9 protein-coding genes are annotated in these 14,191 nt (G+C 56.8%); 5 read left to right on the top strand and 4 right to left on the bottom strand.

Annotated elements, in window-relative coordinates; genetic code table 11:
* Positions 1–215 precede the first annotated feature (215 nt).
* Positions 216–4,142 carry a chromosome segregation protein SMC gene (smc, locus tag VFU50_16245; GenBank protein ID HEU5234413.1) on the bottom strand — a complete coding sequence of 1,309 codons (3,927 nt, stop codon included), beginning with the start codon at positions 4,140–4,142 and terminating at the stop codon, positions 216–218.
* A 472-nt stretch (positions 4,143–4,614) separates the two neighbouring features.
* Here smc and VFU50_16240 point away from each other — a divergent pair, with 472 nt between their 5' ends.
* The 4 genes from VFU50_16240 to VFU50_16225 all read left to right on the top strand — a co-directional run bounded on the left by VFU50_16240 (position 4,615) and on the right by VFU50_16225 (position 8,857).
* Positions 4,615–6,276: a Zn-dependent hydrolase gene (locus VFU50_16240; GenBank protein HEU5234412.1), complete on the top strand. Its 1,662-nt coding sequence runs from the start codon at positions 4,615–4,617 to the stop codon at positions 6,274–6,276.
* 11 nt (positions 6,277–6,287) lie between these two features.
* On the top strand, positions 6,288–6,620 hold the full coding sequence (locus VFU50_16235; protein ID HEU5234411.1) for a PilZ domain-containing protein: 333 nt from the start codon (positions 6,288–6,290) through the stop codon (positions 6,618–6,620).
* Between the two features lie 264 nt (positions 6,621–6,884).
* Positions 6,885–7,661, top strand: coding sequence for an SRPBCC family protein (locus VFU50_16230; GenBank protein ID HEU5234410.1), 777 nt, complete (start codon positions 6,885–6,887; stop codon positions 7,659–7,661).
* Positions 7,658–8,857: a zinc-dependent alcohol dehydrogenase gene (locus VFU50_16225; GenBank protein ID HEU5234409.1), complete on the top strand. Its 1,200-nt coding sequence runs from the start codon at positions 7,658–7,660 to the stop codon at positions 8,855–8,857. The genes VFU50_16230 and VFU50_16225 overlap by 4 nt, the downstream gene beginning before the upstream one ends.
* Before the next feature lie 45 nt (positions 8,858–8,902).
* On the opposite strand, the gene VFU50_16220 is transcribed toward VFU50_16225, so the two are convergent.
* Complete coding sequence (locus tag VFU50_16220; protein ID HEU5234408.1) at positions 8,903–11,881, bottom strand: ATP-dependent DNA helicase; 2,979 nt, start codon at positions 11,879–11,881, stop codon at positions 8,903–8,905.
* 144 nt (positions 11,882–12,025) lie between these two features.
* Between VFU50_16220 and VFU50_16215 the strand changes: the two genes are divergently transcribed.
* On the top strand, positions 12,026–12,466 hold the full coding sequence (locus VFU50_16215) for a DoxX family protein (GenBank protein HEU5234407.1): 441 nt from the start codon (positions 12,026–12,028) through the stop codon (positions 12,464–12,466).
* A gap of 133 nt (positions 12,467–12,599) precedes the next feature.
* Here the strand turns inward: VFU50_16215 and VFU50_16210 are convergent, their stop codons facing one another.
* Together VFU50_16210 and VFU50_16205 are read right to left on the bottom strand one after the other, a co-directional pair.
* Entirely contained in the window at positions 12,600–13,472 is an 873-nt protein-coding gene (locus tag VFU50_16210; protein ID HEU5234406.1) for a zinc metalloprotease HtpX, read from the bottom strand.
* Between the two features lie 184 nt (positions 13,473–13,656).
* Complete coding sequence (locus VFU50_16205) at positions 13,657–14,082, bottom strand: hypothetical protein (GenBank protein ID HEU5234405.1); 426 nt, start codon at positions 14,080–14,082, stop codon at positions 13,657–13,659.
* Positions 14,083–14,191: the final 109 nt, after the last annotated feature.

Raw genomic sequence — 14,191 nt, 5'->3', positions numbered from 1 at the left:
GCTTCGAAAAGAAACTTTCAGGATGTGGAATTGCGGAGTGTCGATTTCATTTTTTCACCACGGAGCCACGGAGAACACGAAGAAAGCAAGAAAGATTGATGCTCGGAAGAAAAGTAGTTCTGCTCGAAGTATCTGTTGAGAGCCGGCTTTGCCGAAACTGAAACTCGAAACCTGAAACCGATTCTTGCCTCCGTGACTCCGTGTGAAAAAGCCTTTTACGCCGTCGCCCCTACCGCCAGCTTCGATGTCTCCTCGCCGAACCTCACCGATACGATCTTCGATACTCCCGGTTCCTGCATGGTTACGCCATAGAGCACAGGCGAGGAACTGATCGTGCGCTTGTGGTGCGTAATCACGATGAACTGCGTGCGATCGCTCATCTCCTTCACCAGATCGGTGAACCGACCCACGTTTGATTCATCGAGTGGCGCGTCGACTTCGTCGAGGATGCAGAACGGACTCGGTTGGTATTGGAAAATGCCAACCAGCAGCGACAGCGCTGTGAGTGCCTTTTCTCCGCCTGATAGAAGCAGTACGTTCTGCAGCTTCTTCCCCGGGGGCGAGGCGACGATGTCGATGCCGCTCTCCGCCGAGTTCTCCTCGTCCGTGAGCTTCATGAAACCGTGTCCGCCTCCGAAGAGCTTACGGAATGTGATCTGGAAGTTCTCGTTGATCTTCACGAAGGCCTCGTCGAACTTTTGCTTCGAGAACTCGTCGATTTCCTTGATCGTGTTTTGTGTGTTCTCGATGGAATCGATCAGGTCTTTGCGTTGGGTCTCGAGGAACTCATGGCGTTGCGCGGTTTCTTTGTACTCTTCGAGCGCCATCATGTTCACCGGACCCATGTTCTCGAGCTTCGTCCGCATCTCGCGATAGAGTCCTTCCTCTTGCGCGAGCGGTTCGCCTTCGATAATCGAGATCGACGGTTCGGCGAGCAACGCGTCCGAGGTCATCGACAGCTCTTGCACGCACGTCTCGGCCATATGCTGCGTGTCCGATTGCAGCCGTGCCAATGCGGTGGACAGTTCCCCGCGGCGCTCGCGAACAACCTCCAACTCCTGGCGGACGGCTCGCAGCGACACATCGAGTTCTGCACAAAGTACGCGGATTTTCTCGCCTGCGGTTTTCAACTCCGCAGCCTTTCGTTCACCCTGCTCGCGCTCGGTCTGTAACGTAACCAGAAACTCGGCGATGCGAACGTTCTCAGCTTCGCGCTCTTGCTTCTCAGCATGTGCATTCGCGATTTGGGATTCGAGCGCTTCCACTCGCGAGCTTACTTCCCGCACCATATGGCTGATCCGCTCAAGCGCAACTGCCGCCGCGCGACGACGCTCTTCGAGTGCGGCAAGTCGGGCCCGGGCTTCGGCAGCGCGGTGAGTTGCTGAGTCACGCGTGGCCCGGTGTTCGATCAAGCTCTGCTGTGCATTGTTGACTTCAAGTTCGAGTTCGCATTGACGCACTTCGTGTCGCTCGAGCTCTTCCCGCTTGAATGCCAGCAGCTCCTGCTTGCCCGATTGCTGCTGCAGTACTCGGTCCATCTCAAGGCGCAGTTGATGCAATCGCTGCTCGGCTCGCGCAAGCTCCGATTCCATCTGCTTGAGCGCGACTCCTGAGCTGTGCGCGTTCTTCTCGGCTTCGCGCTTCTCGTCTTGCAGCCGTTCGAGCAGCGCGCTCAGTTCGGATACTTCGCGTCCCAATTGCTGGACGCGCATCTCTTCGTTACGCAGCGCGTCTTCCAGCATCTGGACTAGGCGATTCACTTCACGCAGCTCGCGCTTGAGTGAGAGCGGACCTTCGGTCCGCTGCTTACCACCCGTGACCGTTACGTTGTGAAATGTTTCGCCTGTGGGCGACAGGAAGAACGCATCGGGATTTTCCAGCGCCAACTCGCGAGCGACCGAAGCATCGGGAGCGATGTATCCGTCGCGCAGCTTGGGCAGGATCACTTCCAGTGATTTCCCGAATCCATTCAGCACGCGAATGCAGCGGGTGAGCGGAACGACGCAATCACGAGCCGGTTGTCGCTGCGCATTTTCGTCGACCGCGAAGGAGAATTTCGCTTGAGAATCGCTGGGGTGAACCAGGAAGGTTGCGCGGCCATCGACATCAGTCTTGAGCAGCCGCATTCCCTCCTCGGCGGCATTCCACGACTTCACCACGATGTAGTTCAGCTCGTCGCGGAAGAAGTCGTCGATGACTCCTTCGTATTGATCGTCTACTTCAAGGAAATCCGCGAGCACTCCGGCGGGAGCGAGCCCGCCTTCGAGCGAGTTGGCCTTCAACAAGCGCTTTACTGATTCGGTTGAATATCCGTGATCGCGCAGCAGAGCCTCAATTGAGGCGCGCTTTCCCATCGCAGTTGCCAATTCCGAGCGCAGCCCGTCGAGATGGCGCTTGCATTCGAGTTCGAGAGCACGTTTCTCTTCAAGGTTGGTCCGCACTTCAGCGATACGAGCCGAGAGCGCACCCACGGTCTCGTTGATGGATTCAAACTCCATCGTGACCTGTCCACGACGTCCGCCGAGCGCTTCGACTTCTGAAAGAGTCGATTCGGTTTCGGAATTGAGTCGGAGCGTCTGCTCGGAGAGCGAGGCAAGATGATCTTCGGTTTGCGCGATCTCGCCGCGCACCTTCGTCACCGCCGACATCACCTCATATACCGATCTGCGCCGCAGTTCTTGCTCCTGTTCCACGCCGGCAAGCTGGCGACCTGCTTCGGCGGCCTGCTCCTGCTCGAAACGATGCTGCTCTTCGGCCATCTGGACCTCTGCTGAAGCCGATTCCAGAACGGTACGATTTCCACCTTCTTCAGCAGCGAGTTCCTGCAGTCTCGTCCGTGTGCGTTCGAGTTCCGCCTCGTCCGAAGCAGCGCGGACAACAAGCTCAGCACAGCGCTCTTCGTTGTTCGCACCTCGCGAATTCGCCCGGCCGGCTTCGACATCAATCTGACTCAAACGATCGTGAACCGCACGACCTTCTGCTTCGAGCGAGTAGGCGCGTTCGGATACTGACGAATGCGCGCGTTCCATTAACTCCACTGCACCGGCGCGATCGCCTACTTCAATACTGAGAGCTTGAATCTTCTCCGCGAGTGCAGCATTCTCAAGCGCCATCTGCGTGAGCTTGCTTGCCAGCACTACGCGCAGCTTCTCGCGCATTTCATCACGCAGCTTGGCGTAGCGCTCGGCCTTCGCCGCCTGACGCTTGAGTGAGTTCATCTGCCGCGTGACTTCGTCGAAGATGTCGTTGATGCGCGCCAGGTTCTGACGCGCATGCTCCAGCCGGAGCTCGGCGAGACGCTTTTTCGTCTTGAACTTCGTTATGCCCGCAGCCTCTTCGATGATGGCGCGACGATCATGCGGCTTGCTCGAGAGGATTTGACCGATGCGTCCTTGCTCGATGATTGCGTAGGACTCGGGGCCAAGACCCGTGCCCATGAAGATGTCCTGAATATCGCGCAGGCGGCAAAGCTTCCCGTTCAGCAGGTATTCCGATTCACCGGAACGGAACAGACGACGGGTGACGACGATCTCACCTGCTCGAAATTGCGAGTTGAATTTGCGGCGGCGGATCCTGAGCACGACATCCGGGTTTACTGCTTGAACTTCAGCAGTTCCCGAATCGGGAACAGATGCGGGTGCAGATGGATCCTCGCCCTCGAAACCCGGAGCTTCTTCGGCTTCGTTCCTCTCCGCCGAGACTGCAATGACGTTTCCTTCCGCGTCTATTAACTGTCCAGGACGCGCTTCTTCTTCTGCTCGTGCTGTCTCGTCGGCGGCGGAGGCGCGCAGCGATGCCTCATCCCAGTCCTCACCCGTGAGTTCATCCTGAATATCGATTTCAGGCGCAGCGCTGTGATCTCCTTCGTAGACCTCCGGATCGATCAGCGTGAGCGAAACTTCCGCCATGCCGGTGGGCTTGCGATCACGTGTGCCGGCGAAGATCACATCTTCCATGCGGGCGCCACGCAGGCTGCGCGCTGATTGCTCGCCAAGAACCCACGAGATCGCGTCGGAGACATTGGACTTGCCGCATCCGTTCGGTCCGACGATCGCGGCTATGCCTTCTCCGTGAAACTTGAGTTCGGTCCGGTCACAGAAAGATTTGAAGCCGAGAATCTGAAGCTTTTTGAGCTTAAGCACTGCACGCTCCTTGGAGGAAAGAGGGGAGGACGGTGAATCGCGAAACTCGAGATTCAGGCCGAGGTGCGGTCAATTTGAGCGCCATTGCGTCGTGTTGACTCAAATGGTTACACCTGCCGCTTTGGCCCATGATGCTACCGGCCAGAGAAGAAAGCGACCTGCTCAATTTACGATTGGCAGTAGCTTGCGTCAACAACGGCACACAATATGTTGTGGATATTGCGGCAGGAACCCACGATGTTGCACCTGAGTTGCTGCAGGTGCGCACAGAAACAATCATGTAGAGGGGAACGCGGGAATCGGCGAGAGCTGTGGAAATCTTAGCAGAATTCGGCTGATTCGCCATCGAAATCGGCTCGACCTCCATCCTGGTCCTCCGACCCGAAGCTTGCGAGCGGCTACTGCTAAAATTCAGGCCGTGTCTTCTTACAAACTGTCTTGCATCTTCCTTTTGATTCTTTTCTCTTCGTTTTTGATCGCTCAGAGCAAATCCAGGAAAGCCAGCACGCCGCTGCACCACGGCGTCTCGCGGTTCGCAAAGCCTGAATACGTTGTGCCGGATTTGGCGGAACGGCTGGCGAAATACAAGCGGGTTGTGATCCCGTTTGATAAATCGAAATTCTCTGCACGCGAGCTGCAGATGATCGACAAGCTGGTCGATGCCTCACGCTATCTCGATGACATCTTCTGGCGGCAGAGCGATCCGGAGGGCCTGGAACTCTACAAGAGCCTGGAGAACTCGAAGAATCCGCGCGACGTCAAGCTGCGGCAATTCCTGATCATTAACGGCAGCCGCTTTGACCTGACGAACGACAACAAGCCGTTTGTCGGCACGAAGCCGATGCCGCCTGGCCGCGGACTATATCCCGAGGAACTCACTCGCGAGGAACTTGAGAAGTATGTGGCTGCACATCCGGATCAAAAGGACGAACTCTACAGTCCATACACCGTGATCCGCCGCAACGGCGATCAACTGGAAGCAATTCCCTATCGCACCGCGTTTCGCCAGTTCCTGATTCCGGCTGCAAAGGACCTGCGCGAAGCCGCCGATCTCTCCGAGGACAAAGCTTTCGCTGATTTTCTTCGCCTGCGTGCCGACGCTCTGCTCTCCGACGATTACTACAAGAGCGATCTGGCCTGGGTCGATCTGCAGAATCCAAAGTTCGACGTGATCATGGCGCCTTACGAGACCTATCTCGACGGCGTGCTCGGAGTGAAGACTTCTTACGGCGCAGCGGTGATGATTCGCAACGAAGCCGAGAGCGCGAAGCTGGCCGTCTATCAACAGCATGTTCCCGAGGTTCAGGACGCGCTGCCGCTAGCGCCAGAAGATCGTCCGTCGAAAGCCGGCCAGCCCACGCCGATGGAAGTGATGGACACTCCATTCCGCGGCGGCGATCTGCGCCACGGCTACCAGGCTGTAGCCGACAATCTCCCGAATGATGCGCGCATCCACGAACAAAAAGGTACGAAGAAAATCTTTTTCAAGAACTACATGGACGCGCGCGTGAACTACGTGATCCTGCCGCTCGCGAAAGGCATCATGGATCCCGCACAGGCGGCGCAGGCCACTGCTGATGGCTACATGGCAAGCACGGTGATGCACGAAATCTGCCATGGGCTCGGTCCCGCCTACTCGCGCACCGGGTCGGGCAAGAAGGATATTCGCGAGGCGCTGGCCGACATCTACCCCGGATTGGAAGAAGCAAAAGCCGACGTGGTCGGCATGTTTGCATTGAAGTTTCTCATGGACAAGGGAGTGCTCCCGAAGGAGCGCGAGCAGGAATACTATGCTTCGTACGTGGCCGGAATCTTTCGCACGGTACGCTTCGGCGTAGGCGAGGCCCACGGACGCGCCGAGATGATGGAATTCAACTACCTCAGTGAGCAGAAGGCGATCACGCGCGATGCATCCGGCCGCTATCACGTGGACTACGCCAAGATGCCCGATACCATTGCAGCGCTCGCGAAGGAGTTGCTGGAGCAGGAAGCTACAGGCGATCGCGATCGGGCGGCGGCATGGTTCAAGAAGTATGACGTGATGCCGAGCGAATTGCAGTCGGCGATGGCAGAGTTGCGCAATATCCCGGTTGACGTCGATCCAGTGCAGCCGTTTCCCGAAAAGGTCCAATAAAGGAGATCTCGATGGATCAAGCTGAGAAGCGAAAGTATGAGCGAGTAACTCTGCCGCCCGAAGCTGCTGCTTACGTGGAAGACGCGAACGGCAAGAAAATTGGTGCGCTTCGCGTGATTGGCCAGGGCGGCCTGCTGTGCGAGTGCGATCCCAAGCTCTATCGTCCAGGGCAGATGGTCACGTTGCGCATCGTCGATCCCACCGAAGGCATCGAGCGCGTACTGAATTGTGAAGTCCGCTACTCGGAAGAGAAAGGCATTGGCTTCGCGTTTGACGATCTTGGACCAGATTCCGCAGTTGAGATCGGCGTGATCATCGGCAAATACTACGCCGGACACAGATAGACACAGTTAATTGATTCTGGTCCGGCCGCGCTCCGCCGGTTTTCTACTCCATTACGAGCAGCAAAGATCTACAACGCAAGCTGCTGGCTTGCAATAGCTCGATCAAAGTCCCTCCGAAGGCAGCTATCAGCTCCATTGCTGGCCATCAATCGAGAGTACCTTAGCGCTCTTCTCAAAAAATCTGGGCATCCTACATACTTTGCTCGCCTATTTGTCGATACTCGTTTCCTCTCATAACAACCGCTTTCCTGTTTGAGGAGCTTTATGGATTCCGATTCAGTCATTCAGTTTCCCAATGGACGCGCGCAGGGCCGTAAGTTCGACGTAATTCGCTGGGGCTCGATGCTGGGCGGCGGTGCTCTTGCACTGTTCGGCCTCTCGCGACGCTCGAAGCCCGGCTTCGCACTCGCAGCCGCCGGTGGTCTGCTCGCGTATCGCGGCGCAACTCTGGAAGAAGCCGATCAGGAGTGGTACGTCGAAACCAGCTTTGCTATCAACTGCTCACCCGAGCAGGCTTTTCAGTTCTGGCGCGATTTCGAAAACCTTCCAAAATTCATGCGCAACTTGGAATCGGTGAAAGTTCTGAGCAATGGCCGTTCGGAATGGACGGCGCTCGGGCGCATGGGAATGAACGTCCGCTGGACGGCGGAGATCGTCGATCAGCGTGAGAACGAATGGATCGTCTGGCGCTCGCTCGAAGGTTCTGACATCGATTGCCGCGGCTCGGTTCACTTCCGTACTGCCGTCGGAGATCGCGGCACGATCGTGACGGCATCGATGCAGTGTCGTCCGGTGGCCGGCGCTCTCGGCAAAGCAGTGGCGCTCGCCTTCGGCAAAGATCCTGAGTTCATGATGCGCGAGGATCTGCGCCGCTTCAAAGCATTGATGGAAGCTGGCGAGATCCCCAACATCGAAGGCCAGACGCACGGCCCGCGCTCGCGGCTCGACAAAGCCATTCATGCCGCCTATCCCGAGAAGCGCAAGCCCGCCGAGTTCGAAGCCAATCTCCAACAACTGCAAACGCAAAGGAGCGCGTCATGAAAGCACTGTGCTGGATGGGAATCGAAAAATTAAGCGTCGAAGACGTTGCCGATCCGAAGATTCTGAATCCTCGCGACGCGATCATCCGCGTCACGCGCACCTGCATCTGCGGCTCCGATCTGCATCTTTATGACGGTTACATGCCCACTTTGGAACAAGGCGACATTCTCGGGCACGAATTTATGGGCGAAGTCGTCGAAGTTGGACCTGGAGTTGATCGTGCGAAATTGAAAGTCGGAGATCGGGTTGTGGTGCCGTTCACCATCGCCTGCGGCAAGTGCTTTTTCTGCCAGCAGGAGCTCTGGTCGCTTTGTGACAACACTAATCCGAACGCCTGGATTGCCGAAAAAATGATGGGCTACTCGCCCTCTGGGCTATTTGGCTACACCCACATGCTGGGCGGATACGCAGGAGGACAGGCACAGTACGCGCGTGTACCTTGCGCGGACGTTGGTCCAATCAAAGTTCCTGACGGACTTGATGATGAGAAGGTCGTCTTCCTCTCGGATATATTCCCTACCGGCTACATGGGAGCGGAGAACTGCAACATTCGTCCTGGTGACACGGTTGCCATCTGGGGATGTGGACCTGTGGGCCAGTTCGCGATCCGCAGCGCGTTCATGCTCGGAGCGGGGCGGGTGATTGCGATCGATCGCATTCCGGAACGCCTGCGCTTAGCCGAAGATGCCGGTGCGGAGACGATCAACTACGAGCAGGTAGAGGACGTTGTACAGACTCTCAAAGATATGACCGGTAATCGCGGTCCGGACTCATGCATGGACGCGGTCGGCATGGAAGCGTACGGACACACGCTGCCGTTCCTGGTCGATCGCGCCAAACAGGCCATGAAGCTCGCAACGGATCGTCCAAACGTGCTGCGGCAATGCATTATGGCGTGCCGAAAAGGCGGGACCGTTTCGGTCCCTGGTGTTTATGGAGGCTTCCTCGACAAGATTCCTTTCGGAGCGGCCATGAATAAAGGTCTCACTTTCAAAATGGGACAGACGCACATGATGCGCTACATGCGTCCGCTGCTGGAGCGAATCGAGCGAGGTGAAATCGACCCAACTGTCGTGATCAGTCACCGCCTACCGCTGTCGAAAGCGCCAGAGGCGTACAAAATGTTCCGGGACAAGGAAGATCACTGCACGAAAGTTGTGCTAGATCCTTGGGCAGATGGAGCAAAAGCGGCTTAGGTCGGATCTCCGGTAGAGACGCGGCATGCCGCGTCTCTACTCAGACTAGACACCAAGTCCTGCGGCTCTCTTCTCGCCCGGTTCGAACACCGTCTCCACCGTTGCTGGACACAGAGTCCTGTATCCACAATTCCTGCAATGGAACCCAGGCGTCGGCGCGAAGTTCGCGTTGCGAATGCCTTCGGCGACTTCCATCACCTGTTCATAGATTTTTTCTTTTTTAACGCTGGTCGTTTCAGCAGTTGTATTGTCTTCAAGGTTGTAGAAGGCGGCTCGCTCTACGCGATGGCCTTCGAGCTCCGCCGCCAACGAATAGAGCCCGAGTTGAATGCTGTTCACAGCATCAAGGGTGTTGCGTGGTGCGCCAGTTTTGTAGTCGAGGACGAGGACGCCGCCACCTTCCAAACGATCGATCCGATCGATGCGACCATTGATCACCACGTTTTCGATCGTATAGCGAATTGATTTTTCAGTGCACAGCACGTGCGGCCTGGGTTCGACCGCACGAAGCGCAATAAATTGACGCAGTTGCTCTTCGCCTTGTCTCTCGTACAGCCTTCGCTGGAGCTCTTCATCGATCTTGGCGTGCTCGAACTCGCGCCGGAAGATTTCCACAGTTTCGTCGGCAGTGCGATCGATTCCTCGCGATGCCGCTTCATAGAAATCTTTGAGCGCGGTGTGCATGGCCGCCCCATATTGAAGCGCGGCCGACGGCTCCTCGGGCAAACGCCAGCGCTTCTGCAAGGCGAATTTCATCGGACACGTCGCATACGCCTCGATGGCCGACGCGCTCAACTCGATCTTGCCCGCAACTTTTTCGGCGGCCAGCGTTACCCATGCCGGCGTTTCGACTGTGACTTCGTCACGCTGAACCAAAATGGGATCACGGATGCAGAGCGCCTGCTTGAGGGCCTGGTCCTCACTCATCTCGCGCAGATAAGTCGGTGGAATTTCCGCGTCCTTCTTCTTACTTACGCGCTTCTTGCCGTAGAGGCTGAGCGTGTCGCGCGCGCGAGTCACTGCAACGTAAAAAAGACGCCTTTCTTCTTCCTTATGAATCTGGTCGTCGGCTTTTTCGATGCGGTAGCTTCCGGGACTCAATTCTCGCGGAAATTCGAAAAGTGTTTCCTTATAGTTGGTAGGAAACGACGGACTGACCACCCTCAGAACAAAGACGTTTTTGAACTCGAGTCCTTTTGCCGCGTGGACGGTCAGCAGCTTCACAGCATCGTGTTCATCAGGGGCGGCTTCCTGTGAAGCGCCTGCGAATTCCTCTTCGGGACGCTCAGGTGGGGACAAGGCAAGCGTCCCCCCGCCTTCGCGGTAGAGATCGAGAAATTCGAGAAACTCGCTCAGCTTACCGGTCGCGCAAATCCGGCTTCCCAGCCACTTGCGCGTGAAGTCGAGAAACCTCGTGAGCTCGATCCCATTGCGAGCGATTCCGAGAAGATCGGCTGCGGCATGGACTGTCTGGACCAGGTCCTTACTCTCAGATCCGTGTTGATCCGAAAAGACCTGCAGGACGCGGAGCAGTTCCGGACCACCATTCACGTTTTCAAGCACAGTCGCGACTTTGGTCCCCCGCGCAGCCGACGATAATTTCTCATGCAGCTCAGAAAGATCGACTCCCGATCCCTCCCGCAGAGCAAGCCGGAAGAAGCTCACATCCTCGTTGCGGGAATGCACACAGTGAAGCCATGCCATTACATCACGGAGAGCGTCGCTTTCGAACAGGTCGGTGTCCTGAACTTCGAACGGAATCGAGCGCGCTCCGAGTTCTTCGACGAGACCTTCGGCATTCGAGTGGCTGCGGAAGAGCACGGCACAGTCGCTCCAGCGCGCACCATCGGCGTGCAGCGCCAGAATCCGCTCTGCAACATCGGAGCACTCTTCTTCGTAGTTCCGATATGGAACAACATCAACGGGTTGAGCGCCGAAGAGCAATCCGCTGCCGCGATTGCCTTCTTCGATGTCGCGTGCAGAAATCAACTTTTCGCGATCAAACTGCAGGCGACTCCCGCCTTCGGTCAGCTTCGGGTTGTGGCGAATTGCCGCGTAGCCGCAGTCGAGAATGTTCTGCGTCGAGCGCTGATTCTCTGCAAGGTTGATCAGATGCCGGCGGTCCAGTTTGTCAAAAACATTGGCGAACTCGTTGAAGGCCGCGCTTGACGCTCCGCGGAAATGATAGATCGCTTGATCGGGATCGCCCACCGCGAACACATTTTGTGCTTCCCCCGCAAGCACGCGCGCCAGTTCGATCTGGGCGTGATTCGAGTCCTGGAATTCGTCGATCAGAAGAAAGCGCGCGCTACTGCGCTCGCGCTGCAATAGCTGACTGTCATTTGTGAGCAGCGTAGCAGTACGGGAAACGAGCGCTCCGAAGGTAAGCAGACGATTTTCCGCAAGCAGCTTGTCAACCGTCCTGAAGATCGCCGAGATTTCCTCGCAACGTTCTAAAACTTCGTCGCGCGTCATCACCTCTGCTTGTTTTTTTTTCGCGACTCGCGGCAGACGCAACTCGCCGCGACTCACGCGTGCAATGTAATCGGCATAGACTTCAGCTGTGACAAGTTCATCGGAGCAACGATCGAAAAAGGCGAGCAGATCTTTTAGAAAGCGCCCGGGATTCGCCGCGCGCAAGAATCGATTCAGCGGCAGATCGGCGACGCGTTGACGCAGAAAGGTCCACAGCTCACATTGGTCGAGCAGTTGAAAGTCCTCACCTGCCTCGCGCAGAAGTTGATAGCAGTACCCGTGGAAAGTAGATGCATTCAGACCCCCAGCCGCAATTCCCGCCGAGGACTTCGCCACACGCGATCGAATCTCGCGTGCAGCTTTGTGCGTAAACGTGAATGCCCGAATTTCGTTTGGCCGGGCGTGCTTGCCGAGAATCAGCCGCGAGATGCGATGGACGAGAACACTGGTCTTGCCTGTGCCGGCGCCGGCGAGCACCAGCATGGGACCGTACACATGGTTGGCGGCTTCTTTTTGCTTCGAATTGAGCTGCGAATACGAAATGCCCACGGGTCTGCTACAACGCGCCGTATGATTATGCGAAAGAAAGGCGAATTTAGCAAGCGAGGAAATTGTGGGTCATAAGGTGGAAAATCAACAGATTTGGCCTCTCCGGAGTCAGGTAAGTACGATGTTTACGACAGGAGGAGGGCAATGGCTCATCGCGGCGCAGTCATTATCGTTCGCATACTGGTTGGCTGGGTCTTTCTTGTTGAAGGCATTCTCAAATTTCGCTTGCCGCAGGAACTCGGCGTTGGTCGCTTCGCCAACATCGGTATTCCTGATCCTCACGTTTTAGCGCCGTTTGTTGGAGGCGTAGAGATCGTCTGCGGCGCGCTGGTCATCATCGGTCTGCTCACGAGATGGGCGTGCATTCCTCTGCTGATTGACATTGCCGTCGCGATTCTGTCGACCAAAGTTCCCATTCTGCTCGGTCATCCATTCTGGCGCTTCGCACTTCCTAATGTGAAACACTACGGGATTCTGGGCATGCTGCATGAAGCGCGCACAGATTTCTCGATGCTGCTCGGATTGCTCTTCCTGCTGATTGTTGGACCTGGGAATCTGGCGCTGGATGCGATGCGGCGCGGGTAAATCAAACAGAACCGCCGCCGGTGGGCTGGAGATCGCCGAATGGCGAGCTCCGGGATTTGAAGAGATCTGGTGCTGGCTGCAGACGCAGCCGCAAAAGACGCGGCTGCCCCACCGGCTACCGCCGGCGGTTCTGTTATTGGAACTCTGGCGGACGTCCAGTAAGCCGCTCGATTCTCTTGGCGATGGGCGGATGCGTCGAGAACAGGTTCGCGAGCGTGTCGCCTCCAATCAGCGGAGCCACGATGAACAAATGCGCCGTCGACGGCGTAGCAACCAGCGGACGCCGCTTCGACCAGGCATCCAGCTTTTGCAGAGCGCGAGCAAGAGCATAAGGATTCCCGGTGGTGTTTGCGCCAGTGTGATCGGCCTCGTATTCGCGCGAGCGAGAGACCGCCATCTGAATCAGCAGCGCGGCAATCGGCGCAAGGATCATCATGAGGATAGCCGCGAATCCTCCGCCGCGGTCGCGGTCATCGCGATCGCCGTATCCACCGAACATTCCAGCCCACATCAGCGAGCGTGCCAGGAACGTAATCGCGCCCGCCAATGTTGCCGCGACAGAGCTGATCAGGATGTCACGATTCCTGACATGGCCCAATTCATGTGCTAGCACGCCTTCCAACTCTTCGTCATCGAGCAGATTAAGAATGCCTTGCGTCACGGCAACAGAAGCGTGCGACGGATTGCGCCCGGTGGCGAAAGCGTTGGGCGAATCGGTGGGAATCACATAGATCTTCGGCATCGGCAATCCGACCCGCTGGGTCATGCGCTCGACCACGTTGTACACGCGCGGCAAATCTTCGCGCGACGCCGGCTGCGCGCGATACATCGACAAAGCAATCCTGTCAGAAAAGAAATAGCTGAAGAAATTCATCACGGCGGCAATAGCCAGGCCGATGGCCATGCCATGCTGCGTCCCCAGATGTGCGCCTATCACCTCTCCGACAAACATCAGAAAGAGCGTGAGGCCGGTAAGCAGAGCCAACGTTTTCAGGTTATTTCCCATAAGCTTTGTAGATGTAGATGCTCCAGTCTTTCACGGGATTCGCGGCATCGCAAACGCTGCAACCTGTCGATCTGACAAACACTTCACCTTAGTGATTGATACGCAGCCTCCACAGGGAATGTTCCGCACGTGCACACAAAAAACCCGGCCATGCGGGCCGGGTTAGCTGGAGGAAACGAGTTTTTCAAGCGGCTTTGTGACGGCTCTCGATATTGCTGGATCCCTCGTCAAAGTTCGTAAGGCTGCGCACGGCGGCAAGGGCGATTCCCATGCCTTGGAACAGTTTCGATTCGGTCTCTTCAGAGAATCCCAGCAAATTCGGCAACGAGGCAACGAGAGCTGCCACGCCGGGATCGACATTGCCATGGGTTTCGAAGCTGATCTTCTTCCACACTCCTCCCGGACAATCGGTGAGGAAGATCAAGCCGCCTACCAGATTCCCGCAAATAAAAGAAGACAGGGCAGCCCGTTTGTTCTTTCTCCACAGCAGAGCTCCTGACAAGGCAAAAGCTCCTGCGGTTCCCCAGTCGATGGCAGCATGCATTCCTGGGGTGATCACCTTCGGCAAAGGCTTGGTGACAAGTTCCGTCAGCTTCGTTGAAATTGGCATAGTCCGAGTTCGCTCCTTGTAAGAAGGATGCGGGGCTGCAAGGGCAAGTTGGCACATTCGTTTGTCATTCCGAACGGAGGCTCACGCGTGTGTTCGCGTGAGCAGCAGT

This window comes from Terriglobales bacterium (genome assembly GCA_035764005.1).
In the GTDB taxonomy this organism is placed as follows: domain Bacteria; phylum Acidobacteriota; class Terriglobia; order Terriglobales; family Acidobacteriaceae; genus Gp1-AA112.
This window is presented reverse-complemented; position numbering and strand designations above follow the sequence as displayed.